Source organism: Chitinophaga niabensis, from assembly GCF_039545795.1.
Classification (GTDB): Bacteria; Bacteroidota; Bacteroidia; order Chitinophagales; family Chitinophagaceae; genus Chitinophaga; species Chitinophaga niabensis_B.
The window spans coordinates 6,441,404-6,467,278 of the sequence record NZ_CP154260.1; the positions used below are offsets into that span (position 1 = coordinate 6,441,404).

Genomic DNA, 25,875 nt, shown 5'->3' on the forward strand with positions numbered 1-25,875 from the left:
ATATTTTATTTTACCGTCTTAAGATATTTAATACTGCCATCTACGATCATCCATTGTGCCAGGCCATAAGTTAACATCACCAACAAAGAACTGCCGGGAAAAGATAGGTAGAATTTCTCAGTAGCCAGTATGGAATCAGATAACACAAAGAGGGTAGCACCACCCACACACAGTTTACTCCATATTGCTTTTTTCAAACCAAATGCGAAAAGAGCAGAAAGCAACATGGTAGTGATCACAACCGTATAGGCTATCACGGGGATCTGCAATGCTCCCAGGTGCGGATACAGGAAACGCAGGAAAGAACCTGCGTATGCCAGCACCAGCAATGCCACGATCCATTCTCTATACCCTGGCCGCGGTTTAGGTTTCACGGTCAGGAAAAAACCAGCGTACAGGATATGCGCCAGCAGAAAACTGATAAGACCGGGAATAAAGAAATCAGGAAAGAGCAGGAACACATCTCCCCACCAGGAAAATATGATGGCCGTGAAAATGAAATTACGTGCAGGATGATAAAGACCGCCTGCCTGCCACCAGCAATGGCAGCCCAGTAAGATCATCAGTAAAGGTTTGGTAACGAACCGGGCGTAAGGAATATCACATACTATGATCAACAGATCAGCCAATAGTATCAGAAAGTAAATTGCGCCCCAGGTTTTTGCTTGCATAAGCCGTGGAATATATTCAGCAACTTACTTACATTTTAAGTATTTAGCAATACGAAAAAAGTTGTACCCTTAGAAGGAGGGCTTACTACTTTCAGCTGGCCGCCGTGCATTTGAATGATCTGCTGGGAAAGGCTCAGCCCAATACCGGAGCCTTTCTTTTTGGTGGTAAAGAAGGGAATGAAGATCCTTTCCATGGCTTCCGGTTCAATACCAGGGCCATTGTCTGCTATTTCAAGAACAATCTGCTGCGCATTTCCCAAAGTGCCTTTTACCGTTATCCAGGGTTTGGCGGTGTGTTCCAATGCATCCATCGCATTTTTGATGAGATTGATCAGCACCATTTGCAGTTGTGTCTCATCTGCATGGATCTCAATGTTATCCGGTGAAACGTGCGTGCGGTAAATAATACCCGCTGCTTTCATTTCAGGTAGCAGCAGATTGCTCACGGAATTCACGAGTTGTTTCAGGTTAACGTTGGTGAATTGCGGTTTGGGTAAAGTAGTATAGTCACGATAGGCGTTCACAAAGTCCATGATCCCTTTACTGCGGCTCTCAATGGTTTCCAGGGCTTCCTTCAGATCCTCCACAGCTTCTGTTTTGTCCTCACCCATATCATACTTCACAATATCCTGCATGGTACCAATGAGGCTTACAATAGGCGTTACGGAATTCATGATCTCATGGCGCAGGATCTTGGTGAGGTTCTGCCATGCCTCCAGCTCTTTCTGTTGCAGTTCCGCATGAATGTTCTGCAGGGAGATCAGTTTTACCAGCCTGCCCTGTAACCTTACGGTAGCCGCGTGAATAGAAAGCTGCTGGCCATTCTGCGTGGCATACAGTGATTTCTGCCCCGCGGGCAATTGCATTAATAATTCAGAGAGGTCAGGATGTGCGGCCTTTAATTCATCCAGGTACCTGAGCCGGTAAATGCCCATGAGGCGGAAAGCCGCAGGGTTGATCAGTTCTATCTTACCATCTGTATCAAAAGATAATACACCGATGCTGATATGCTGAATGATGGTATCAATGTATTTCAGGTTGGCTTCGCGCTCTGCGCGGGTCTGGCGGAAAGCTTCCAGTACTTCGTTGAACTGATGGTTCAGGGCACTGAAGCTTTTGCCCAGTTTATTATCCCCGCTGAAACGGATAGAAAAATCTTCATAACGGATAGCCTCCAGGAATAAGGTGAGCTTGCGGTTCACCCTGTTCAGGTAATAATACAGGCCAAAGACCTGCGTCAGCAAAAGAGGGATCACCAGGATCACCACCAGCTGATAATTATTCCACCAAAGCCAGCATCCAGCCATGATCGTAGTGATCATCAGAAGGATGCGCAAAAGGATATAGAGGCTGAACCGGTTCATGTCAGAGATTGTATTTTTCCATCCTTCTGTACAAGGCGGCGCGGCTTAGCCCTAATTCTTTGGCAGCATCGGTAATATTGCCATTGCATTTTTTTAAAGCCTGTGAGATCATATTCCGTTCCATGTCCTCCAGGTTAAAACCGGTGTCCAGTTGCTCCGGGGCAGCATTTGCTTTCACAAATACATCTTTGGGCATCAGTGTTTTACCCTGGCAAAGGATCACGGCCCTTTCAACAGCATGCTGCAGTTCCCGGATATTTCCGGGCCAGTCATATTGCTCCAGTTGTGTAATGAGCGATTCATGCAGGAATGCCACCGGCCTGTTGTATTTCTTACGGTAAAGGCCGAGGAAATATTCAGCGAGCGGTACAATATCTTCCCTTCTTTCACGAAGCGGAGGCAGATGTACTTCTATGGTATTTACCCGGTAGAGCAGATCCTGGCGGAACTGGTTCTGTGCAGCCATTTGCTGGATATTCCGGTTGGTGGCACAAACAAGGCGTACATCTACATTCACGGCTTTATTGGAACCTACCCGTGTAACGGCCCGGTTCTGCAATACCGTTAATAGTTTTGCCTGGAAAGGGAGGGAAATGTTCCCTATCTCATCCAGGAAAATGGTGCCGCCGTTTGCTTCTTCAAATCTTCCGTTACGATCATCGCGGGCATCTGTAAAAGCGCCTTTTACATGGCCGAACAGTTCACTTTCAAAGAGGGATTCACTCAATGCACCAAGGTCTACACTCACAAAACGTTTTTCCTTCCTTTGGCTGAGGGCATGGATATGTTTGGCCAGGAGGTCTTTTCCTGTACCATTTTCTCCCAGGATCAGGATGTTGGCATCCGTTCCGGCAACCCGGGAAACGGTTTCCAGTACTTCCTGCATGGCAGGGCTGTCCCCGATCAGTACGTTATCTGTATGTAATGTGGCACCACCGGTTTTTTTCTCCTGTTTGGCCTGGTGGGTTTCCACCGCCGTTTGGATGGTGGCCAGCAGTTTGTCGTTTTCCCAGGGTTTGAGCACAAAATCCACTGCCCCGGCCTTGATGGCCCTTACCGCCATTTCCACATCTCCATAAGCGGTGAACAATACCACGGTGGCTTTGGGGTTGATGTCCAGGATCTTGTCCAGCCATTCAAACCCTTCCTTGCCACTACTCAGGTCGCGGGTGAAATTCATGTCCAGCAGGATCACGTCATATTCAAAATTGCTGACCAGGTAGGGGATCTTTTGGGGATTCTTTTCAAAATCCACCTGCGCGAAATGGCGCTTTAATAACAGGCGCGCTGCCCGGAGAACATCCACATCATCATCAACGATCAAAATTTTTCCTTGCTGGGTACTCATTAGCATGATATTAAATTCCTTGTGTAAACCATCTACTGCAAATGACATTCCGTTCGGCTTGGTGAACAGGCATTTGAGAAGGGCCGTCACAGGGAAAACGGCCCCTGAGCAATATTAAACAAAGATTTATTGCTGTGAAAGGTTATTTTCAGGACAGGCGGATGTTCAGGGGAATGTCCGATAACGGACACGGGCTGTCCGCTTTGGAACAAGCCGTATATTTGTCATGATATGCATAGCCGCCATGGTGGCTAATCCGGGCATTTGGCACTGCTTGGCACATGGATTGAATATTCTAGGGCAGCAATTACGATCATGGATAGACAACTAAAAAAGAAATTCTGGAACAAACAACGCATCTTCCTTATCGGAGGCGGAAGTGCGGTAGTGCTGCTTATTTTGTGGAGCTTCATTTTTGCAGATAAAAGAAGCAAACTGAATGTTGAAAAAGATAAGATCACTATTTCCAAAGTCAGCAAAGGTACCTATGATGAATACATAGTGGTTACGGCAGTTGTGCATCCTCTTAAGACCATCCGCCTGGATGCCATTGAAGGAGGATATGTAGCCTATAAATTCCTGGAAGGAGGTAGCATGGTAAAACGCGGAGATTCTATCCTGCGTTTGGAAAACCAACGCCTGATGATGGATTTTGTGAACAGGGAAACTGAAATGTACCGCCTCATCAATGAACTCCAAAATACCCGCCTGCGTTTAAGGCAGGACAGATTTGCCCTCGAAAAAACACTGAGCGACCTGGACTACCAGGTAGATCAGGCTAAAGATATCTACGAGCGGAACAACAAACTGTTCAAGGATAAAGTAGTGGCAGAACAGGAATTCCTGAAAACCAAACGGGATTACGAAAAGCTGGTACGTCAGCGGGAAATAGAAGTAAAATCCCAGGACTACCAGATAGATAACTCCAAAACCCAGATCATTCAGCTGGAAGGTACCATTGCCAGAACACAGCGTAACCTTCAGCTGATGAAGGAGAACCTGAGCAACCTGGTGGTAAGGGCCCCGGTGGACGGACAACTGTCTTCCATCAATGTGGAAGTGGGTACCAGTATCCTGGCCGGCCAGAACATTGGCCAGATAGATGACCTGGACGGATTTAAAATGAGAGCTGAGATCGATGAACATTATATATCCAGGGTATTCGCAGGGCTTAAAGCAGAGTTCGAATTCAATGGGAAGAAGAATGAAATGACGATCACTAAAGTATATCCTGAAGTAAAGAACAGCCGTTTTGAAGTAGACATGAATTTTTCAACTAATGCGCCGGAAGGTATCCGCCGCGGGCAATCCTCTCCTATCCGCCTCGAATTGGGAAAGTCGTCTGAAGCTATTTTATTGCCCGTAGGTGGTTTCTTTTCTGACACAGGAGGAAACTGGGTATATGTTGTAGAGAAAGGTGGTACACGTGCCGTGAAACGCAACATTACCCTCGGCAGGAAAAATCCTGTTTACTTTGAAGTGCTGGAAGGGCTTCAACCCGGAGAGCAGGTGATCACATCATCGTATGAAAATTTCGGGAACAAGGAAGTACTGGAGTTTTAATTTGTTAAGCCAAATACAATCAAATCACTAACAAACAACAACAATGATCAGAACAGTCAATTTACAAAAACTCTTTACCACTGAGGAAGTAGAAACCACTGCATTGAATGGTATTTATATGGATGTACAGGATGGTGAATTTGTTGCGATCATGGGGCCTTCCGGTTGTGGAAAATCAACACTGCTGAATATCCTGGGCCTGCTGGATAATCCTTCAGATGGAGAATACCATTTCTGGGATAAAGAAGTAGCCCGCATGAGTGAACGTCAGCGTGCGCAATTACGCAAAGGCCACATCGGATTTGTATTCCAGAGTTTTAACCTCATAGATGAACTGACCGTTTTTGAAAATGTGGAACTGCCGCTGCTGTACCTCAAAGTACCCTCCAGCGAAAGAAAGAAAAGAGTGGAAGAAGTGCTGGAGCGTATGAATATCATGCACCGCCGCAATCACTTCCCGCAACAGCTTTCCGGTGGTCAGCAACAACGTGTGGCTATTGCCCGCGCAGTAGTGGCCAAACCAAAACTGATCCTTGCGGATGAGCCTACCGGTAACCTGGATTCTACCAACGGGGAAGAAGTAATGAAATTACTCCAGGAGCTGAATGATGCAGGTACCACACTGATCATGGTAACACACTCCCCCTACGATGCTGGTTTCGCACACCGTATTGTGAACCTCTTCGATGGTAAGGTGGTAACAGAAAATATTAAAGAACAATTTCACGTATAGATCTTATGGAAAAGTCATTCTCTTGTCTTGTGAACCGTTTGCTGGATGTACAATTACTTGCCGGCAATCAACCGCAGGGAAAAAGTATTCAGCAATCAGGTTTCGACTTGTTTGAATTACTTCCTTACATGGCCGTTCCACTGTTAGTGGTGATGATTGGCGGCCTTTATTTCATCAACTCGTACAGAAAAAGAACTTTGAATACTTCAGCGCAAAGCGGAACCGTTTAACTTAATCTGTTTGTTAGTTTTTAAGGCGCCGCCTCCGGCTATTTGTGGCAGGCAGGCGGTTGTCTTTTTTTAATCCTCTAAACCTCGCCAGTTTTTTATGATCAGGAATTACATTAAAGTAGCCATTCGCCACCTGCTGCGTAATAAAGGTATTACTGTTATCAATGTTGCCGGCCTTGCTATAGGAATGGCCTGCTGTATCCTGATCGTATTGTTCATCAGAGATGAATTAAGCTATAATCGTTTTCATGTAAACAGTGAGAATATCTACCGCCTCAATAGTGTGGCACAGCATAAAGACGGGCAGACGGACCGTATGGGCATCTCCCAGTTTGGTGCAGGGCCTGCGTTGAAAGAAGAGTCTTCCCGGATCAAAGATGCAGTAAGGCTCTACACCGCATACAATGTGATCATTTCAAAAGGAGCAGAGAAGTTTAAGCAGGATCAAATATCATATGCTGATGCGGGCTTCCTGAAGATGTTCTCATTCCCGATGATATCAGGCAATCCGTCCACTGCTTTGAAAGAACCCTATACCGGCGTGTTAACGGAAACGGCAGCTAAAAAATATTTCGGGGATGAAGATCCGGTAGGAAAATCCATCCGTTTCCAGGATGCTTTTGACTGCCAGATCACCGGTGTGGTAAAAGATGTTCCTTCTAATTCTGATATAAAGTTCGAAGTACTGCTGTCTATGGAAACATGGCGGCAGAACGTGATAAAAGCAGGAGGGAAACCGGAAGGAAGCTGGTACGGTTTCTCCGATAACTATACTTTTGTTTTATTGCCCCAGGGTGTAACACCTGGGATGATGGAGGGAGAGCTGAAAGTATTTGTAGAAAAATACATTGGCAAAACTGCCAGGCGGTTGGGTGAAACATTTCATTATGAACTGCAACCACTTGCCAATATACATATGCGTCCCAATGGAGATAATGCTACCATGGATAAAACTCCCAAGCTATATCTCTACGGCGCCATAGGATTATTTATCATCCTTATCGCCTGCATCAATTTTATGAACCTCGTAACAGCCCGTGCACATGAAAGGGCCATGGAGGTAGGATTGCGTAAAGTAATGGGAGCAGAAAGAAAAGCATTGATCGTACAGTTCCTGGTGGAATCCATCCTGGTGAGCATGCTGTCTTTCTTATTCGCCCTGCTGCTGGCGCAGATCATGTTACCCGGGTTTAATTACGCGACAGACAAAACCCTGTCTTTGTTCTCCCTGCAAAATATTTCGCTGTTCAGCACTTTGCTACTGCTTTCTATGGTAGTTGGCCTGCTGGCTGGCAGTTATCCTGCATTATACCTTTCCGGATTTTTACCTGTACGTATTCTGAAAGGCGGGCTTAAAAGTGCCGGCCAAAGATCCCTGTTCAGAAAAGCACTGGTCGTATCACAATTCACTATTGCCATTGCACTCATTATTTCAACCGTAGTGATCTATCTGCAGCTCAGGTACCTTCAGCAGAAGGATCTCGGATATGATAAAACGGGGTTGGTGAATTTCTATCTTAATAACGATAAACAGGAAAGTAGCCGTGAAACCTTCAAAGCAGAGGTCGAAAAATTACCTTTTGTAAAAAATACATCTTATACCAGCGCAGCTGTTGGGGATGGTCCGAATAATGCAAACCCTGTTGGCCTGGAAGGCTCCCTGGAAGAGGATAGCAAGGTAGCTTACATCGTGTATGCGGACTTTTCTTATTTCACTAACCTGGGGATTAAGATGGCAGCGGGCCGTGATTTTGACGCCCGTTTTCCAACTGATTCGCTGGATGCTTTTGTGATCAATAAATCCGCTGTCAAAAAATTCGGATTAAAGAACCCGATAGGCAGCCGTTTGGAATGGCGGGGTTCAAATCAGCCAAGAAAAGGTACGGTGATAGGTGTGGTAGAAGACTTCAATTTTGAATCGCTGAGATTACCTGTTGGCCCCATGCTGGCAATGATCCGGCCGGGTTATGCAAGAACCCTTACGGTACGGTTGGAAGCAGGGGACAGGCAAACACAACTGGCAAGTATTGAAACTTTGTGGAATAAAATGATGCCGGCTTTCCCCTTCAATTATTCATTCGTGGAAAACAGCCTGGCTGGTGAATACAAACAGGAACAAAGGGATGGCAGTCTCTTTGGTGCTTATGCCGGCCTTGCTATTGTGATTGCCTGCATGGGTTTATTTGGACTGGCCATGCTCGTTGCACGCCAGCGCACAAAGGAGATCGGCATCCGCAAAGTGCTGGGCGCTTCCATCACCAGTATCACTGCTTTACTTTCTAAAGATTTTATTCAACTCGTATTTATCGCTATACTCATTGCTTCTCCGATTGCCTGGTATGGCATGGATAAATGGTTGCAGGAGTTTGCATTCCATGTACCCATGCCATGGTGGGCATTTGCGGCAGCTGGTGCAGGCGCCCTCATTATTGCGCTGGTCACCATCAGTTTTCAATCCGTTAAAGCAGCGCTGCTGAATCCGGTTAAATCATTAAAATCTGAATGATGTTACGTAACTACCTTAAAATAGCGTTCCGCAATCTGCTGAAGCATAAAGTGAATACCCTGATCAACTTACTTGGGTTGACGGTGGCATTTACCATATGCCTCTTGCTGGTGATCAGTGTATACTATGAGTTCTCTTATAATAAATACCATGTAAACGGAAAGGATATCTACCGCCCTTATTTTGCACAGCAAACCCCGGAAGGTGAACAGTTCCAGCCCACCATGCCGGAACCCATGCTGAAAGCACTAAAGGACCAGTTCTCTGCGGTTAAGTACGGCACGCGTTACATGAGAAGGGGAGGAGAAATTGAATATAACGGCAAACACTATATGAGACAGGTGATCTATGTGGATGCTGATTTTTTCTCCATGTTCACATTTCCACTGATCAAAGGGAATGCTACAAAAGTGCTGGATAGCAAGGATAATATTGTATTGAATGAAGAAGTAGCTACCGCCATTTTCGGAAACGAAGATCCCATCGGGAAAATAGTACGAATGCAATCTACCGGTACCTGGCGTGCCTATACGGTTACCGGAGTAGGAAAGAAAGCACCTGATAATTCCAGCTTTACTTACCAGACTGCCACCCGGTTTGAGAATGAAGATAATTATCCGAACGTTGTTAACCAATGGGAATCCACGAATCATGATCTGTTTATCCAATTGGTTCCCGGCACGGATCCCCGGAAATTTGAAGCAGGCTTACATACTTTTATTAATAAACAATACGAATCCAATATCAGTGATCTGAAGCGGGATGGTGCGCAACCTAATGCTAAAGGTCAGTACCTGGAACTGCGCCTGCAGCCTTTCCTGGGCATGCATACAGATACCAGCATGCGGGGAGTGGGTGCTGTGATCAGCCGCACTTATCTGAATATGCTGCTGGCAGTAGCTTGTTTTGTAATGCTGATCGCCTGTTTCAATTTTATCAATCTTTCAGTGGGCCGGTCTTTCACCCGTTCCCGCGAAGTGGGTTTGAGAAAAACCCTCGGAGCCATGCCCCGCCAGGTAGCCATTCAGTTCTGGGGCGAAGCTGCTCTCATCTGCCTGATAGCACTGGCCATCAGTATACCTTTATTTTATTTCCTTCTTCCCCATTATAAATTGATCTTCGACAGTAGCTTAACCATTGATGTATTGTACCGGCCTGCAACGATCGCCTGTATATTCGCCTGTTTCCTGCTGATCACTTTGGCCGCTGGCGGTTATCCCGCATGGATCATGACGCGCATGGATGCGGTGAAGATCCTGAAAGGCAAACTGCGTTTGAAAACATCCGGGGCATTGCGCAATGGGCTGATCATTTCCCAGTTTGCAATCGCCATTCTGCTGATCTCCTGCACACTGGTCACCTGGCAGCAGCTGAACTACCTGCGCAACCGGCCATTGGGCTATAACAGCAACCAGATAGTAAGTATACCTGTAGGTAATGAAGTGAGTGGAAGAGATGCATTAAGATTGTTAAAACAAAAACTAGCGCAGGAACCTTCTGTACTCAGTGTTACAGGTCTTTCCACTAACCTGGGTGTAGGGCTGGATGGCGGCGCCTTTAGCTGGGGCACAGGCTTTGACTATAAAGAGAGGGCTGTTAATATGGCCTGGCTGAATGTGGGATTTGATTTCGTGAAAACAATGGACCTCACCTTACTGAGCGGCCGTGATTTCTCAGAGACGTTTTCTACAGATAGCAATTCCATTGTGATCAATGAACAGATGGCCAGGCAACTGGGAGAAAAAGATCCTATTGGTGTAAAACTGATATACGATACCGCACAAACACCCATGACGGTGATAGGTGTGGTAAAGGATTTTAACTTTCAATCCCTGCATACAAAAGTGGAGCCGCTGGGCCTTGTTATGCACAGACCTATGCCTATTAATGTATTACTGGTAAAGGTCCGTCCTGACAGGCTGCCGGTGATGATGAACAAACTCAGGAGCACTTGGGCGGAGATCTCACCCCGCTCAGAGTTCAAAGGCAGTTTCCTGGATGAGAATATCGACAGGCAATATGCCCGGGAAGAACGTTTCACCCGCATTTTTGTATACGCCGCTATTGTGGCAATCGTATTATCCTGCCTTGGATTATTTGCACTTGCCATCCTGGCTATTATGCAAAGAACAAAAGAGATAGGCATCCGCAAAGCGCTGGGCGCTTCTGCAGGAAGCATTGTACAACTCATCACGCGCGACTTTGTAAAATTGATATTCATTGCCATGGTGATTGCCACACCACTCGCTTATTATTTCATGCACAAGTGGCTGGAAGGCTTTGCTTTCAGTATAGACATCAAATGGTGGTGGCTCCTGTGTGCAGGCCTGCTGGCCTTACTGGTGGCATTATGCACGATAGGGTATCAATCGCTCAAAGCGGCATTTACTAACCCTGTTAAATCATTACGTTCGGAATGATCAGGAACTATTTCATCATCGCATGGCGCAACCTGCTAAAGCATAAGGTGGTTTCCGTAATTAATTTACTGGGACTCACTGTAGCGTTTACAATCTGCCTGCTGCTGGTGATGGGAGTATATCATGAGCTGTCTTATGATCAGTTTCATGAAAACAGGAAAGATATTTATCACCCCTATTTTGTTATGCAGCGGCCGGAGGGCCGGAAGCCAACACCTTACATGGTGGAACCCATGCTGCGGACCTTAAAGGAACAGTTTCCGACTGTAAAGCAAGGCAGCAGGTATTATAACCGGGAATGTGAACTGGTGTATAATGGCAAACATTTCATAAAGAACATCGCTTATGTGGATGCGGACTTTTTCAGGATGTTCAGCTTTCCGCTGCTACAAGGCGGAGCACTCAGCGATCGGGAAAACATTGTGCTGGACGAGGAAACGGCCAGGGCCATGTTTGGAGAAGAAATACCTATTGGTAAACAGGTGAAAATGCAGTCCGGGGGCTCCTGGCACTTATATACTGTAAGCGGGATAACGCAGAATGTACCGGCAAACTCCAGCTTTAATTACAACGTAGCCACCTTATTTGAAAACAATGAGAACTATCCGGAACAGGTGAATAACTGGCATGATCACAATCATCATCTTTTTATTCAATTAGCTCCGGGAACAGACAGGCAGCAATTCGAAGCCGGTTTGCAACCGTTTATTAATACACAGTTTGAGCACCTCGTAAAAAATCTGAAACAGGAGGGAGCGCAAGCTTCTTCCAACGGTCAGTATATGGAAATGCTGCTGCAACCCTTTTCCAACCTCCATACAGATACCAGTGTCTATGGCTGGAAAAATGTAGTAAGCCGCGCCTATCTCAATATGTTGCTGATCGTGGCAGGATTTGTTCTCCTGGTGGCCTGCATCAATTTTATTAACCTCTCCATAGGAAAGTCTTTTACCCGCACCCGCGAAGTAGGGCTGAGAAAAGCCATTGGTGCAGAACCCCGCCAGGTGGTAATGCAGTTCTGGGCAGAAGCAGTATTGATCTGCCTGCTGGCATTGCTGATCACCATACCGCTGTGTTATTTCCTGCTGCCGCATTACAGGGAGTTATTCGGCAGTAGTATAACCACCGGAATTTTATTTAAACCATCGACAATAGGATATATACTGGCTGGTTTCCTGCTTATTACCATCATCGCAGGAGGATATCCGGCATTGAAGATGAGCCGCCTGGATGCAGTGAACATACTCAAGGGCCGGTTAAAGTTAAAAACCTCCGGCTCCATGCGTGGCAGCCTCATCATATCACAGTTTGCTATCGCCATATTACTGATCTCCTGTACATGGATCACCTGGCAGCAGTTACATTATCTGCGCAACCATCCGGTAGGGTACAAGAGCACACAGGTGATCAGTATACCCGTGGGTACAGAAGTAGATGGGAAAAATGCATTGGAACTGCTGAGGCAGAAGATGACAGGGGATCCTTCCATCCTGAGCATTACAGGCCTGTCCAAAGATATGGGACTGGGTATGGATGGGCAGTCATTTGGCCACATGATAGTGCTTAACCATAAGAACAGGAGCAGGCATGTACGATGGTTGAGTGTTGGATGTGATTTTGTAAAAACAATGGGCCTTGAGTTACTAGAAGGACGGGATTTTTCAGGAACAGATAGCACCGGCCTTGTGATCAATGAAGAAATGGCAAAGTGGCTGGGAGAGAAAAGTGCCGTTGGCGTGAAGATCAGGTATGATAGTGTGCTGCCTCCCTCTGCAATAATTGGTGTGATGAAAAACTTTAACTATGAATCACTGCATCATCCCATACAGCCACTGGCATTGGTGATGCATATGAACATTCCCATCAGCCACCTGTTTGTAAAGGTACGCCCGGATAATCTACCGGAAGTGATGGACAAGCTCAGTGCCGCATGGGCGGGTATTGCCCCGCATTCTGCGTTTAAAGGCAGTTTTGTGGATGAGAATGTGAACCGCCAGTATGCAAGAGAGGAACAACTAACCCGCATTTTCATCTATGCTGCTATTGCTGCGGTTATATTGTCCTGCCTTGGATTATTTGCACTGGCAGTATTGGTGGTCACGCAAAGAACAAAAGAGATAGGTATCCGCAAAGTGATGGGTGCATCCGCTGGAAATATCCTGCAGCTGATCACGCATGATTTTGTTAAACTTATTCTCATTGCTATTGTGGTGGCCATTCCGCTTGCCTGGTACTTCATGAACAAATGGCTGGCAGGTTTTGCCTTCAGCATTGAGATAGAATGGTGGTGGCTGGCCGGCGCAGGCCTGCTGGCGTTATTGGTAGCTTTATGTACCATTGGATATCAATCGTTGAAAGCAGCATTCACTCACCCGATAAGATCTCTTAAATCCGAATAACAATTGTAGTATGCTAATAAACTATATTAAGATAGCGTGGAGGAACCTTTGGAATAACAAAGTGTTTGGCGTGATCAATATTGCAGGCTTAACGTTTGGTTTAACCTGCTGTATGTTTATTTTGCTTTGGGTTGCCAATGAATGGAGCTATAACTGCTACCATGAGAAACTGCCTGATATCTACCAGGTATATGAGAATCAGTATTATGCCAATAATGAAATTCTCACCGTAAATGCCACACCCGGCCCTTTGGCTGATCAGCTGAAAGCGGAGATCCCCGGTATCCTGAAAGCAGCAGCACTCTCTCCGGTTTCAGAGAAGTTACTGGCAGTAGGGGAGAAAGGATATAAAAGCGGGGGGCAATATGCCAATAATGATGTTTTCCAGGTGTTCACCTTTCCGTTCATTGACGGCGATCCTGCCAAAGCATTGCTGGGCCCTAATGATATTGTACTCTCTGAGAAAACAGCTCTTAATTTATTTGGAGACAGTAAAGTGGTAGGCAAAACGGTGAGGCTGAACAATAAGGAAGATTATATGGTGGTGGGTGTGATGAAAAACCTGCCTGAGAATTCTTCTTTAAAATTCGAATGGCTGTTGCCCAGGGAACGGTATGAGCAGGAATATGACTGGCTGAAAACCTGGTCAGCAAATGCACCCCGTACTTATATACTGATAGATCCTAAAGCAGATATCGCAGGAATAAATGCAAAAGTAAAAGGGATCATACAACGTAACCTAAAGGATTCTAAAACGGAAGTATTCCTGTATCCTTATAAAGATACTTACCTGGAAGGCCGTTTTGATAAAGGAAAGATCGATGGCGGGCGTATTGAATATGTTCAGCTCTTTATCATTATTGCCATTTTTGTTCTGCTGATAGCCTGCATCAACTTTATGAACCTTTCTACCGCAAGAGCATTGCAGCGCAGTAAAGAAGTAGGTGTACGTAAAAGTATCGGCGCAGGTAAAGGAACACTGATCTCGCAGTTCCTGGGAGAATCTTTTGCCCTTGTGTTCATTGCCACCGCCCTTTCCTTGTTATTGGTATGGGTTTTATTGCCTTCTTTTGAAAAAATGGTGAATATTAGTTTATCAGTTCCCTTGTTCACTTGGTACAACATACTGGCATTGCTGGTCCTTGCCCTGTTCACAGGTTTTGTGGCAGGCAGTTATCCCGCATTTTACCTTTCCTCCCTGAATGCAGTGACCACCTTAAAAGGGGGGATGTTAAGACTGAAGTCGAGTGCCATATGGCTGCGGAAAGGATTAGTGGTTTTCCAGTTCGTGGTATCCACCGTATTGATCGTTGCTGCCGTTCTCATCTATCAGCAGATAAGTTTTATTAAGAACCGTAACCTTGGTTTGAACAAAGACCAGGTGCTTTGGTTCTTTAATGAAGGCTCCATGGTAAATGATCTGAGGCCATTTAGAAATGCATTGCTGGGCATGCCGGGTGTGGAAGCTGTTTCAGATGCAGACCAGTTGCCCATCAGGGTAGGCAGCAATTTTTCAGGGGTTAGCTGGAAAGGGAAAAACCCGGATGAAACCGTTTTGTTCGATAACCTGCTGGCAGGGTATGATCTGCAAAAAACAATGCAGTTGCAAATGGCAGAAGGCAGAACTTTTTCACCTGAATTTGCAACGGATACGAATGGTATTGTGATCAATGAAACCGCAGCCAAGGTAATGTCTTTGAAACCACCTTATGTAGGCCAGATCATAACAATAGATGATGAACAGCAGTTACCGATAATTGGCGTAACCAGGGATTTCTCCAGCAATCACCTTGGAAGAAAAGTAGCACCTATGGTCATCCGCTATCGCAGTGCAAAGAATAAATTCGTACTCGTACGGGTTAAACCGGACCAGGTGGAGACGGCTATCGGCAGCATCGAAAAAGTATTCAGGCAGTTTAACCCGCAATATCCTTTCGAAATAAAATACATGGACGCATCCTTTGCAGACTTGTATAAAAGCGAACAGATGATAGGAAGGTTGTCTGCCGCCTTCACTGCCCTGGCCATTTTCATTGCCTGCCTTGGTTTGTTTGGCCTGGCCACTTTCACGGCACAGCAGCGTACAAAAGAGATAGGTATCAGAAAAGTGCTGGGTGCCAGTATTATACAGATCCTGACCTTATTAAGCAAAGACTTCATCCGGTTGGTGCTGATCGCTGTAGGGATCGCCCTGCCGCTGGCTGCTTATTTTATGGATGGCTGGTTGAACAAGTTTGCCTATCATATCGATATTTCCTGGTGGGTATATGTAGCCACAGGATTGCTGGCTATTGTACTGGCAATGCTTACCGTAAGTTATCAGTCTGTCAGAACAGCAAGAATGAATCCTGTTAAATCTCTAAGATCAGAATAACATGTTTAAAAACTATCTTAAAATAGCCTGGCGCAATATCTGGAAATCAAAACAGGTTTCTGCTGTCAATATTATTGGGATGAGTGTTGCCATTGCAGCAGCATTGTTATTGTGCTTCACTGTTTACAGTGAATTCTCCTATGATAATTTCCATGCGAATAAAAAGGACCTGTACCAGCTTTATTACAGCGAGGCACGTGCAGAAGGGCCGCGTACTCATCTTTCCACTCCCATTCCTTTAGCTCCGGCAATGAAAGAGGAAATGCCGGGTGTGGTGAATATTGCGAGAGTGGCCAACGATGCAGCAGGTATCCGTATTGCTAATGGAGAAGTACAGTCCATCGGCATCAATTGTGTGGACAGCTCTTTCCTGCGCATGTTTACATTCCCGGCCGTCAGCGGTAATTTGCGGCTGGGGCTCAATGACGCCATTATCACGGAAGAAACGGCTGCGAAGCTTTTTAAGAAAGAAGATCCTGTAGGCAAAACAGTGTCCATTAACCAGGGAGATGGCTGGCAGGCCTTTACCGTTTCTGCCGTAGTGAAAGATATACCCGATAATTCCAGTATTAATTTTGATGTATTGCTCCGCCTTGAAAGGGTGACAGATTATGCAGGTAACAAAGATGAATGGGGTCACTCCAACCTCTATACCTTCGCACAATTAACACCGGGGGTTGCCAGTGAAGAGATGGAAAAGAGAAGTATAGCCCTTACGAAAAAATACTATGCGGAGGATGTTGATAAATATAAGAAGGCAGGTGCAAAAGCAGATAAGTACGGGGCTTATATGCATATTGGGTTCATCCCCATGGAAGAGGTGCACTTAACAGAGAACGGCCAGAAGAATACCGGCAGGGTGATGATGTTGTATATGTTATTGTTCATTGCGGCATTCCTGCTTTTTATCGCCAGCATCAACTTTATTAACCTAAGCATGGCCAGGGCCTTTATGCGTGCAAAAGAAGTGGGCATGCGTAAAGCACTGGGTGCCGCTAAATTCCAGCTGGCCCTGCAGTTAAGCGGGGAAGCCATGGTGTTGTTCTTCCTTTCTCTCTTATTAGGATTAGGCTTAGCCTACATTGTTATGCCTACTTATAATGCGGTGCTGCGATATCATCTCTCTTTCGGAATATTGAAAGACCCGGGGGTAATAGCTGGTATGGCAATAGTGTTCTTATTGATCTCCATCCTGGCTGGTGGTTATCCTTCACTAGTATTGGCACGGGCTAAAACCCTGCAGGTATTAAAAGGAAAGATCAACTCTGGCAGGAATAATTACTTCCGCAATTCCCTTATCGTTACCCAGTTTGTATTTTCCAGTTTGCTGATCTGCTGTACTATCATAGCCTGGCAGCAGATGAATTTCCTGAAAAATAAATCATTGGGCTTTAACACACATGAAGTGGTGAGCATTCCTGTGGGCAATGAAGTAAATAGTGAGCAGCTCCTGGAAAGAATGAAAGCAAAACTCGCGCAGCAACCCGGTATCCTCAGTATTTCCGCAGCCAGGAGCAATCTGGGCCGCGGCCGTGATGGCAGCATATCTACTTCCGTTGTTGGTTTCTCTTACAAAAACCAGGAGTTGATGACCAACCTGCAGTTCGTTTCGTACGATTATCTTAAAACCATGGATATAAAGCTACTGGCAGGCCGTGAATTCAGTCCGCAGATGGCAGATTCCAGCAGCATCATTATCAACGAAAGGATGGCGCTGCAATTAGGCGTGAAGGATATAGAAGGGTTTACCGTACGTTTTGAAGAAGATGGGCCTGTGTACAGTGTAATAGGGATCATGAAGGATTATCACTTTCAATCTCTGCACCGGAAGATAGAACCGCTTACATTATCACTGAACAATGAAGGACGCCCTTCCAACTATATTTTTATAAAAACGGCGCCAGGCAGCCTCGAGGCTTCTATGGAAACGATCGAAAGTGAGTGGAAAGCTGCTGCGCCCGGCCCTTTCCTGGGCTCCTTTGTGGATGAGAATACAGACCGGCAGTACAAAGGAGATAAAGTACTTGCAAAGATCTTCATAAGTGGTGCGGTGATCACTATCATCATTTCCTGCATGGGATTGTTTGCCATTGCATTGATCGCTATTGGTCAGCGCAATAAAGAGATTGGCATCCGCAAGGTTTTAGGCGCCGGCGTCCTCACAATTACTGCGCTGATATCGCGGGATTTCCTGAAATTAGTAATATTGGCCATCCTCATAGCTACACCCATCGCCTGGTTTGTGATGAATAAGTGGCTGGAGATCTATGCCTATAGTATAAACATCAGTTGGTGGGTCTTTCTGCTGGCCGGGTTACTGGCCATCAGCATAGCCGCCATCACGGTAAGTTTTCAAACCATCAGGGCTGCCCTGATGAACCCTGTAAAAGCATTACGTTCAGAATAAAATATTTAACACGATCATGATTCAACTACGCAACATTACAAAGCACTACCCGGTAGGGTTTGGCAAACATGAAATTTTAAAGGATGTGAACCTGGTTATTCACGAAGGAGAGTTTGTGTCTATCATGGGCCCATCCGGCTCCGGGAAGTCTACATTGTTGCATATCCTGGGTCTGCTGGAAGAACCCTCCGATGGGCAATACCTGTTCCAGGGAGAACTGGTGAATAAGATGAACGACAAAAAACGGACACAGCTTCACCGGGGTACCATAGGTTTTGTATTCCAGGCCTATCACCTGATAGATGAACTCACTGTATATGAAAATATAGAAACACCATTATTATATAAGGACATGCCCTCCTCCGAACGCAAAAGCCGCGTGGCGGATATACTTGACAGGTTTAATATGGTGGCTAAAAAAGACCTGTTCCCCAACCAGCTTTCCGGGGGCCAGCAACAGCTGGTGGGAATTGCACGGGCCATTGTAGCCGAACCCGCTGTGATCTTTGCAGATGAACCAACCGGAAACCTGCACTCAGATCAGGCTAAGGTGATCATGGAACTGTTCGCAGAACTGAATAAAAAAGATGGTATCACCATCGTACAGGTTACCCATTCAGATACGAACGCCGAATTCGGAAACCGGATCATCCGGATTATGGACGGTAAGGTGGAATAAAACACTTTTACATTTTCCGCTATCTAAAAACTCATCATATGATGTTTTGCCTTAAATTCGTGTGGCCCTGTGCCACACCTACTAAAAAATTGCCATTTATCAAGAACTGGGGAATGGTGTCATATCAATTAATATATTTTTGTCAGGCTATGAATAAAAAGTCCCTTGCAATCGCATCAATACTGGCTTTGCTGCTGTTTGGCAACCCTCGCAATGTGGCTGCGCAGGATAACTGGACGTATCAGCGGGCGCTGGACTATGCGTTGAGCCATAACCTCACGGTTCAGCAAAGTGTGCTGCAGAAAAGGCTTGCGGAGTTAACCCTGAAGCAGAACCAGATGGCAAGGCTCCCTACCTTAAACGGCGGGGCAAGTGGTGAATACCGCTTTGGACGGAACATTTCGTTTGAATCAAATACTTATGTAAATACGGCGAACTTCAGTAGCGGGGTAAGCCTGAATACCGGGGTGGACCTTTTTGGCTGGTTCACAAAACAGAACACAGTAGCCGCCAGTAAGTACCAGGTATATGCCAGTAATTTTTTACTGGAAAGAGCCCGGAACGATATGGGCGTAAACGTGGCCAATGCTTTTTTACAGATCCTGCTGGCCAACGAGCAGGTAAAGATCAGTAAATCTCAGGTGGACCTTAGTATGGCCCAGCTGGAAAATACCAAGAAACTGGTAGCCGCAGGTTCCGTACCGGAAAGCAACCAGGCGGACCTGGAAGCCCAGCTGGCAAGGGATAGTTCTACACTGGTGGCTGCACAAAACACCAGTATCGTCAACGTGCTGCAGATGAAAGCTTTGCTAAACCTGGATTTTGCAGTGCCTTTTGTAGTGGAATTACCGGAAAACATTGAACGCATACCTGTGCTGAATTTATGGGAAACAGCACCTGAAATGGTATACAGTGCCGCTTTGGCCTCATACCCTCAATACCGTGCAGATTCCATGTATGTAAAAGCAGCCAACAGGTCCCTGGCCTCTGCAAGAGGAGCGATGTATCCAAACCTCAGCCTTTCCGCCGGGATCAATACCAGTTATGCCAATACCATCAAAGAAGGCTTTGGGCCCATCACTACAGGAACACAAACGATCGGATACCTGAAGAACGATCCTACTTCTCTGGTAGAGACCCCCACCTCTTCACAGGCAAGAAGAACGGTGCCTTTTGGTGATCAGCTAAGTAATAACTTTGGCCAGAACGTAGGCCTGAGCCTGAGCATTCCAATTTTCAACGGATGGAGGGCTCGCGGTAATGTAGAACGTGCTAAAATTGATGTGCAGGACAGACAACTTACATTAGATATCAACCGCCAGAAGCTTCGTCAGGATGTTTACACGGCCCATGCGAATGCGGTAGGAGCTTTCCAGAAATACCAGGCGGCCATTACCACTGAACGTGCATCGCAAAAAGCTTATGACTTTGCTACCAAACGTTTCAATGTTGGTTTAATGAATACCGTAGAGTATATTACTACACAAACGAACCTGTTTAAAGCGCAGATTGACAAAGTATCTGCCCTATACGACTATATTTTCAAAATTAAATTACTCGAATTCTATCGCGATCAACGCATAACGCTATAGCGGGGATCGGACACAGAAATAAATGCGCATATGAAGAAGAAACTGCTTTACTGGATAATCGGCGGCCTTGTGGTCCTTATTGTGATCCTCGCCGTGGTCAAAGGATCAGGCAATGATGAAGGCACTAAAGTTGCCACAGATAAAGCTGCCAAAAAAGATATCATTGAAGTGGTTTCTGCCAGTGGAAAAGTGTATCCTGAAATTGAAGTGAAAGTAAGCTCCGATGTATCAGGTGAGATCACAGACCTCCTGGTGCTGGAAGGAGATTCCGTGCAAAAAGGGCAGGTACTGGCGCGCATTTATGCAGATGTATATGGTTCCATGAGAGACCGTGCTGCTGCTGCCGTTAGTCAGTCTGAAGCAGAACTGGCCAATAGCACTGCTGGATTGAATGCCTTCAAAGCCAGGCTGGACCAGGCAAAATTTGCTTTCGACCGTAACATGGAACTGCATAAGCAAAAAGTTATTTCCAAATCAGAATTTGAAACTGCCGAGGCTACTTATAAGTCAGCCCTGGCGGATTATAATGCTGCCGCCCAAAGGATCAACAGCAGCAAGTTTGCTGTGGCCAGTGCACAGGCCAACCTCACAGAAGCCAATAAGAACCTTGGCCGTACCACTATCCTGTCTCCCATGTCAGGCTCTGTTTCTCTTTTATCTGTAAAGAAAGGAGAGCGCGTGGTAGGTACCGCACAAATGACCGGTACGGAAATGTTGCGCATCGCAGATATGAGCACCATGGAAGTGCAGGTGGATGTTGGAGAAAACGATATTCCTAAAGTAAAGTTCGGCGATTCCGCCATCATTGAAATAGATGCATATAATAACCGCAAGTTCAAAGGTGTGGTAACACAGATTGCCAGCTCCAGCAAAGGTGCGGCCACTTCAGCTACCACTTCTGCCGAGCAGGTGACCAATTACATCGTACACATTCGTATTGCGCCATCTTCTTATACAGACCTGGAAGTCATCTCCAACGGAAAGAACCGCCGGTTCCCGTTCCGCCCCGGAATGAGTGCCAGCGTGGATATTCAGACGCGTACGGAGAAACAGGTATTGTCTATTCCTATCAATGCCGTAACCACCCGTAACCCGGAAGATACCGGCAAAGCTAAAAAAGCAGATAAGGATGCACCTGCACCTCCTTCTGAGAATACAGGAGAAGCTAAAAAAGACTTCAAAGAAGTGGTATTCGTACTGCAGAAAGATAATACCGTGAAAATGGTGGAAGTGACCACCGGCATTCAGGATGATACCAATATCGAGATCAAAACCGGTCTGAAAGAAGGAGAGGAAGTGATCAGCGGACCTTACACGGCGATCTCCAAAACCCTGGAAAACGGAAAGAAAGTAAAAGTAGTGCCTAAGGCACAGCTCTTCGAAGGCACAAAGAAATAAGCAGATTGATATAGGAAGCAGGCATGCCGTAAATGGTATGCCTGCTTTTTTATATCCCCCAATGGGCCATAGCCCGTTGATTTTTTTTACATTGCAGGAAATTTGGAAAGTTGAGCATGGGTAATCATATCGGCATTATTGGAAGCGGCAGTTGGGCCACCGCGTTGGCTAAGATACTGACAGACAACAACCAGCACATTCATTGGTGGATCCGTAACGAGGAAACCATCCGCCACATGCAGTTACGGCACCATAACAAACATTATCTCACATCTGTATACTTCGATACCAGCCTGTTGCAATTGAACAACGATCTGGCAGAAGTGGTGAAAGCCAGCGATATTATTATCCTGGCCGTTCCATCTGCCTTCCTTCGTACCGTTTTGGAAACCCTGGCCCCTGACGCATTTGCAGGTAAAAAGGTGGTTTGCGCCATCAAAGGCCTGGTTCCGGGAACCAACCAACTGATCAATGATTACCTGGCAGATGTATTTAAACTCCCGCTGGAACAATATTTCACCATCACCGGTCCCTGTCATGCGGAAGAAGTGGCCAGCGAAAAGCTTTCCTATCTTACCTTCTCCGGTATCAATGCCGCAGAAACAGAAACAATGGCTGCCAGGTTCAATACAGAATACCTGCAAACCATTGTCAACAAAGATGTGATGGGCGTACAGTTTGCATCCGTGCTCAAGAACATTTATGCGATGGGAGCCGGGATTGCACATGGGCTGGAATATGGGGACAATTTCCTGAGCGTATTCATCACCAACTGTTTCCGCGAAATGCAGGAATTCCTGGAAAAATATGAACAATACCAGGCCGGCACAGGAAAAGAAGTGACCGTACATAATTATAATGCCAGCGCATACCTGGGAGATCTGCTGGTGACCTGTTATTCCTTACACAGCCGTAACCGTACATTCGGCAATATGATCGGTAAAGGCTATACGGTAAAAGCCGCACAGCTGGAATTGAATATGATTGCCGAAGGATACTATGCCAGCCGTTGCATCTTTGAGATCAATGAAGAGATCGGGGCTTATATGCCCATCGCACAAAAAGTATATGCTATCCTCTGGGAGCAGATGCGTACGGAAGAAGCTTTCCTGGAACTGGAAAAAGGATTGATCTAGAAAAACATAGCTGCAGCGATGCCATCTGCAAAAAACTTCCCTTCCCGGGTAAGCTTTAGTATCGGGCCTTCCTGTTTCATCCATCCTTTATCAATAAACTCTTTCCCGGCAATCAGCAACTGCCGCTGTTTGTCCTGCCCATATTGATCAGCTACCTTATCAAGGTTACAGCCGGCTTCCGTTCGGAGGGAGATCATAATGTATTCATTCAGGGCCATCTTGGGGCTGAGCATTTCTTTCTCAAAGGGTATGGCCCCCTTGCGGATACCTTGTATATATAATGAATTATTGGCCACATTCCATTGGCGGGAATAACCGTTGAAAGAGTGTGCGGAAGGGCCGAGACCTAAATAAGGTTTGCCCTGCCAGTAACTGCTGTTATGTTTGGATCGTTTACCCGGTAAGGCAAAGTTCGAGATCTCGTAATGCTCGTAACCTGCCGCCTCCAACCATTCCATGAGCATTTCAAAATGCTGTGCAGCCTTGTCCGGATCAATGGCAGGGATCTTTTTCCGCTGTATAAAATGGTCCAGCGCAGTGCCGGGTTCAACCGTAAGGGCATAACAGGACAGATGGGGAATGCCCAGTGATACCGCTTTTGAAACATTTTTTGCCCAGCGCTCATTGGTTAAAGTGGGGCCGCCATAGATGAGGTCGATGCTGATATTGTCAAAGCCCGTTTTCTTAGCAAGCTCCAGGCAACTGATAGCCTGTTCTGCATTGTGGGCACGGTTCATCCAGCGGAGGTCTTCCTCAAAAAATGATTGAATGCCAATGCTGAGACGGTTAACGCCGGCATCATAAAGACCTTCCAATACCCTGGCACTGAGATCATCCGGATTGGCTTCCAGGGTTATTTCAGCATCCTCACTGATGGAATAATGTGAACGGAGGGATTCCAGCAAAGCGGAAATATCTCCGGGGGATAGCAGGCTGGGCGTGCCGCCGCCAAAATATATCGTCTGAACTGTTTGGCCTATCAGGTATTCTTTCTGCATGCCCGCCTCCAGTATCAGGCATTGGACCATCTCTTCACGGTGTTGCAGGGAAGTGGAAAAATGAAAATTGCAATAGTGGCATGCTTTTTTACAAAAAGGAATATGAAGATAGATACCTGCCATGAGTCGTTTTAAGAAAGAATTGCTGAGATTATTTGCAAACCTCGAAAATACATGTGAGTTTTGTTGATATTTTTGGAACAAGAATAGTTAATTGCATAGCGTTTACTAAACAAAACAAATCGTTGCGAACCTGGTTGTTGTTTTTCCTGATCATGCATTGTTCATTGCTTGTGTTAGCACAGGCTGATACTACCGTTTCCGTTGTTGCGCCTAAAAAGCCCGTCAAAACCAGCGTTAACAAAGGTAAAGCAGATTCTTTGTTGAAGGCAGCGGTAATTCCGGCTGACTCCATTCCAGCAGTGCCGGCGCCAAAGATACATGCTTACGATACCGTTATGCAGGGTCTTGCGAAAAGGATACCTTATCTTAATACAGAAGGGAAGCCCCTGCAGTACGACATTAACCCCCTTCGTTCCAATAAACAGCAGGACTGGCTGATCTACCTGGTGGGTGGTGTATTGCTGCTTTTAGGGATCATCCGTACCTCATATCTAAAATATTTTACAGACCTCTTCAGGGCTTTCCTGAATCCAACCCTGAGCCAGCGGCAGTTGAAAGACCAGCTGTCACAGTCGCCTTTCCCCAACTTTTTGCTGAATGCCTTTTTTGTGGTGAGCCTGGGCGTATACCTTTACCTGCTGATGTACCGCCTGAATTATACCACCGCTGCCATTGCCTGGATGTTGATTCCCGGCCTGGTATTACTGGTAGGCGCCATATATGTAGTGAAATACATTGTACTGCGTTTTTGTGGCTGGCTCTTCGGAAATGAGGAATTAATAGACGCTTATGTGTTTATTTTATACCTGATCAATAAAGTATTGGGAATAATGTTGGCGCCATTTTTAGTGATACTGGCCTTTTGTGATCCCGGCATCGCCACTGCCAGCCTGTATATATCAATATTCTTTATAGTATTACTGGTAATTTACAGGTACGTAAGGTCTTATTCCCTGGTAAGGCAGTATCTGTCTTTTAGCAAATTGCATTTTTTTCTTTACCTTTGCGCATTCGAAGTAGTGCCGGTTTTAATAATTACAAAGGTACTATTGATTTGGTTAACTGGTAATCCGTAAGATTACTGCTATTGTTAACACAAGAGCAAATTACGTATGATAAAAGGCGGGCCAAAAAAAGATTCGCAGGTAAAACAACTAACGATCCTAATTTCCCAACCTAAGCCAGAGACAGAGAAATCACCTTATTTCGACTTAGCTAAGAAATTCAATGTTCGGTTGGATTTTCATCCTTTTATTCGGGTAGAAGGCGTGCCAGGTAAGGACTTCCGGAAGCAAAAAGTGGATATTATCACCTATACGGCGGTGATATTCACGAGCCGAAACTCTGTTGATCACTTCTTCCGCGTATGCGAAGAATTGAAAGTGAAGGTGTCCCAGGATTGCAAGTACTTCTGTATTACAGAAGCAGTTGCGTTGTATCTGCAAAAATTCATCCTCTACCGCAAACGCAAAGTGTTTTATGGTGCCGATGGCTCTACAAAGAGCCTGTTGGAAGTGATGAACAAGCACAGGGAGAACGAAAAGTTCCTTTTCCCGAGCTCAGACAGTCAGAAGAAAGACATTGAAGAATGGCTGAAAGCCAGCAAGTGCGAGTATGCAACTGCCTCTTTGTACAAGACCGTTTCCAACGATGTCAAAGAAGTGTTGTCGCAAACAGAATACGATATGATCGTGTTCTTTAGCCCTTCCGGTGTAAAATCACTCTTCGAGAACATGCCGAAGTTCAAACAGAACGGCACACACATCGGGGCGTTTGGTCCTTCCACTTCCGCTGCGGTGGAAGAAGCAGGTCTGAGGCTGGATGTGAAAGCTCCGGCACCACAAGCGCCATCAATGGTGGCTGCGCTGGAACAGTTCCTTACAGGATTGAACAAGAAATAAGAAACAACAGTATAAAAAAATTGGGGAGCATTC

Annotated in this window: 18 protein-coding genes; 14 read left to right on the plus strand and 4 right to left on the minus strand. The window is 45.9% G+C overall.

The annotated features are described in order from the left end of the window. Nucleotides 1-5: 5 nt before the first annotated feature. From AAHN97_RS25935 to AAHN97_RS25945, 3 genes are read right to left on the minus strand one after another with little or no spacing between them, the layout of a single operon-like run. Nucleotides 6-671, minus strand: a complete 666-nt coding sequence (locus tag AAHN97_RS25935) for a lysoplasmalogenase (protein WP_343304986.1) — start codon at nucleotides 669-671, stop codon at nucleotides 6-8. Nucleotides 672-706: 35 nt separating this feature from the next. Further along, nucleotides 707-2,035, minus strand: coding sequence for a sensor histidine kinase (locus tag AAHN97_RS25940; RefSeq protein ID WP_343304987.1), 1,329 nt, complete (start codon nucleotides 2,033-2,035; stop codon nucleotides 707-709). 1 nt (nucleotide 2,036) lies between these two features. Continuing rightward, complete coding sequence (locus AAHN97_RS25945) at nucleotides 2,037-3,383, minus strand: sigma-54-dependent transcriptional regulator (protein WP_343304988.1); 1,347 nt, start codon at nucleotides 3,381-3,383, stop codon at nucleotides 2,037-2,039. Between the two features lie 315 nt (nucleotides 3,384-3,698). On the opposite strand from AAHN97_RS25945, the gene AAHN97_RS25950 reads away from it, so the two are divergent. From AAHN97_RS25950 to AAHN97_RS26005, 12 genes are all read left to right on the plus strand, one after another. Further along, nucleotides 3,699-4,946: an efflux RND transporter periplasmic adaptor subunit gene (locus AAHN97_RS25950; RefSeq protein ID WP_343304989.1), complete on the plus strand. Its 1,248-nt coding sequence runs from the start codon at nucleotides 3,699-3,701 to the stop codon at nucleotides 4,944-4,946. A gap of 43 nt (nucleotides 4,947-4,989) precedes the next feature. Then, nucleotides 4,990-5,679: an ABC transporter ATP-binding protein gene (locus tag AAHN97_RS25955; protein ID WP_074241368.1), complete on the plus strand. Its 690-nt coding sequence runs from the start codon at nucleotides 4,990-4,992 to the stop codon at nucleotides 5,677-5,679. Nucleotides 5,680-5,684: 5 nt separating this feature from the next. After that, nucleotides 5,685-5,909, plus strand: coding sequence for a hypothetical protein (locus AAHN97_RS25960; protein WP_343304990.1), 225 nt, complete (start codon nucleotides 5,685-5,687; stop codon nucleotides 5,907-5,909). A 97-nt stretch (nucleotides 5,910-6,006) separates the two neighbouring features. Next, nucleotides 6,007-8,415, plus strand: coding sequence for an ABC transporter permease (locus AAHN97_RS25965; RefSeq protein WP_343304991.1), 2,409 nt, complete (start codon nucleotides 6,007-6,009; stop codon nucleotides 8,413-8,415). Beyond that, nucleotides 8,415-10,835, plus strand: a complete 2,421-nt coding sequence (locus tag AAHN97_RS25970; RefSeq protein ID WP_343304992.1) for an ABC transporter permease — start codon at nucleotides 8,415-8,417, stop codon at nucleotides 10,833-10,835. The genes AAHN97_RS25965 and AAHN97_RS25970 overlap by 1 nt, the downstream gene beginning before the upstream one ends. Next, on the plus strand, nucleotides 10,832-13,234 hold the full coding sequence (locus AAHN97_RS25975; RefSeq protein WP_343304993.1) for an ABC transporter permease: 2,403 nt from the start codon (nucleotides 10,832-10,834) through the stop codon (nucleotides 13,232-13,234). The genes AAHN97_RS25970 and AAHN97_RS25975 overlap by 4 nt, the downstream gene beginning before the upstream one ends. A gap of 10 nt (nucleotides 13,235-13,244) precedes the next feature. Further along, a complete protein-coding gene (locus AAHN97_RS25980; RefSeq protein ID WP_343304994.1) occupies nucleotides 13,245-15,608 on the plus strand; it encodes an ABC transporter permease in 2,364 nt (787 codons plus the stop codon). 1 nt (nucleotide 15,609) lies between these two features. Next, entirely contained in the window at nucleotides 15,610-18,015 is a 2,406-nt protein-coding gene (locus AAHN97_RS25985) for an ABC transporter permease (protein WP_343304995.1), read from the plus strand. A 16-nt stretch (nucleotides 18,016-18,031) separates the two neighbouring features. Beyond that, nucleotides 18,032-18,694 carry an ABC transporter ATP-binding protein gene (locus tag AAHN97_RS25990; RefSeq protein WP_343304996.1) on the plus strand — a complete coding sequence of 221 codons (663 nt, stop codon included), beginning with the start codon at nucleotides 18,032-18,034 and terminating at the stop codon, nucleotides 18,692-18,694. Nucleotides 18,695-18,843: 149 nt separating this feature from the next. Continuing rightward, complete coding sequence (locus tag AAHN97_RS25995; RefSeq protein WP_343304997.1) at nucleotides 18,844-20,286, plus strand: TolC family protein; 1,443 nt, start codon at nucleotides 18,844-18,846, stop codon at nucleotides 20,284-20,286. Nucleotides 20,287-20,316: 30 nt separating this feature from the next. After that, nucleotides 20,317-21,684, plus strand: a complete 1,368-nt coding sequence (locus AAHN97_RS26000) for an efflux RND transporter periplasmic adaptor subunit (protein ID WP_343304998.1) — start codon at nucleotides 20,317-20,319, stop codon at nucleotides 21,682-21,684. Nucleotides 21,685-21,800: 116 nt separating this feature from the next. Then, nucleotides 21,801-22,820 carry an NAD(P)H-dependent glycerol-3-phosphate dehydrogenase gene (locus AAHN97_RS26005; RefSeq protein WP_343304999.1) on the plus strand — a complete coding sequence of 340 codons (1,020 nt, stop codon included), beginning with the start codon at nucleotides 21,801-21,803 and terminating at the stop codon, nucleotides 22,818-22,820. On the opposite strand, the gene hemW is transcribed toward AAHN97_RS26005, so the two are convergent. Continuing rightward, the gene (hemW, locus tag AAHN97_RS26010; RefSeq protein ID WP_343305000.1) at nucleotides 22,817-23,941 is read right to left on the minus strand and encodes a radical SAM family heme chaperone HemW; all 1,125 of its coding nucleotides are present in this window, start codon (nucleotides 23,939-23,941) and stop codon (nucleotides 22,817-22,819) included. The two genes, AAHN97_RS26005 and hemW, sit on opposite strands and share 4 nt — an antisense overlap. 152 nt (nucleotides 23,942-24,093) lie before the next feature. Between hemW and AAHN97_RS26015 the strand changes: the two genes are divergently transcribed. Beyond that, nucleotides 24,094-25,017 (plus strand): DUF4271 domain-containing protein, encoded by a 924-nt coding sequence (locus tag AAHN97_RS26015; RefSeq protein WP_343305001.1) that lies wholly within the window; start codon nucleotides 24,094-24,096, stop codon nucleotides 25,015-25,017. A gap of 192 nt (nucleotides 25,018-25,209) precedes the next feature. Next, nucleotides 25,210-25,842, plus strand: a complete 633-nt coding sequence (locus tag AAHN97_RS26020) for a uroporphyrinogen-III synthase (RefSeq protein ID WP_430516956.1) — start codon at nucleotides 25,210-25,212, stop codon at nucleotides 25,840-25,842. The last annotated feature ends 33 nt before the right edge of the window (nucleotides 25,843-25,875 follow it).

Coding starts and splice junctions, on each gene's coding strand:
- AAHN97_RS25935 (WP_343304986.1), bottom strand. CDS start 671: ATGCAAGCAAAAACCTGGGGCGCAATTTACTTTCTGATACTATTGGCT.
- AAHN97_RS25940 (WP_343304987.1), bottom strand. CDS start 2,035: ATGAACCGGTTCAGCCTCTATATCCTTTTGCGCATCCTTCTGATGATC.
- AAHN97_RS25945 (WP_343304988.1), bottom strand. CDS start 3,383: ATGAGTACCCAGCAAGGAAAAATTTTGATCGTTGATGATGATGTGGAT.
- AAHN97_RS25950 (WP_343304989.1), top strand. CDS start 3,699: ATGGATAGACAACTAAAAAAGAAATTCTGGAACAAACAACGCATCTTC.
- AAHN97_RS25955 (WP_074241368.1), top strand. CDS start 4,990: ATGATCAGAACAGTCAATTTACAAAAACTCTTTACCACTGAGGAAGTA.
- AAHN97_RS25960 (WP_343304990.1), top strand. CDS start 5,685: ATGGAAAAGTCATTCTCTTGTCTTGTGAACCGTTTGCTGGATGTACAA.
- AAHN97_RS25965 (WP_343304991.1), top strand. CDS start 6,007: ATGATCAGGAATTACATTAAAGTAGCCATTCGCCACCTGCTGCGTAAT.
- AAHN97_RS25970 (WP_343304992.1), top strand. CDS start 8,415: ATGTTACGTAACTACCTTAAAATAGCGTTCCGCAATCTGCTGAAGCAT.
- AAHN97_RS25975 (WP_343304993.1), top strand. CDS start 10,832: ATGATCAGGAACTATTTCATCATCGCATGGCGCAACCTGCTAAAGCAT.
- AAHN97_RS25980 (WP_343304994.1), top strand. CDS start 13,245: ATGCTAATAAACTATATTAAGATAGCGTGGAGGAACCTTTGGAATAAC.
- AAHN97_RS25985 (WP_343304995.1), top strand. CDS start 15,610: ATGTTTAAAAACTATCTTAAAATAGCCTGGCGCAATATCTGGAAATCA.
- AAHN97_RS25990 (WP_343304996.1), top strand. CDS start 18,032: ATGATTCAACTACGCAACATTACAAAGCACTACCCGGTAGGGTTTGGC.
- AAHN97_RS25995 (WP_343304997.1), top strand. CDS start 18,844: ATGAATAAAAAGTCCCTTGCAATCGCATCAATACTGGCTTTGCTGCTG.
- AAHN97_RS26000 (WP_343304998.1), top strand. CDS start 20,317: ATGAAGAAGAAACTGCTTTACTGGATAATCGGCGGCCTTGTGGTCCTT.
- AAHN97_RS26005 (WP_343304999.1), top strand. CDS start 21,801: ATGGGTAATCATATCGGCATTATTGGAAGCGGCAGTTGGGCCACCGCG.
- hemW (WP_343305000.1), bottom strand. CDS start 23,941: ATGGCAGGTATCTATCTTCATATTCCTTTTTGTAAAAAAGCATGCCAC.
- AAHN97_RS26015 (WP_343305001.1), top strand. CDS start 24,094: ATGCATTGTTCATTGCTTGTGTTAGCACAGGCTGATACTACCGTTTCC.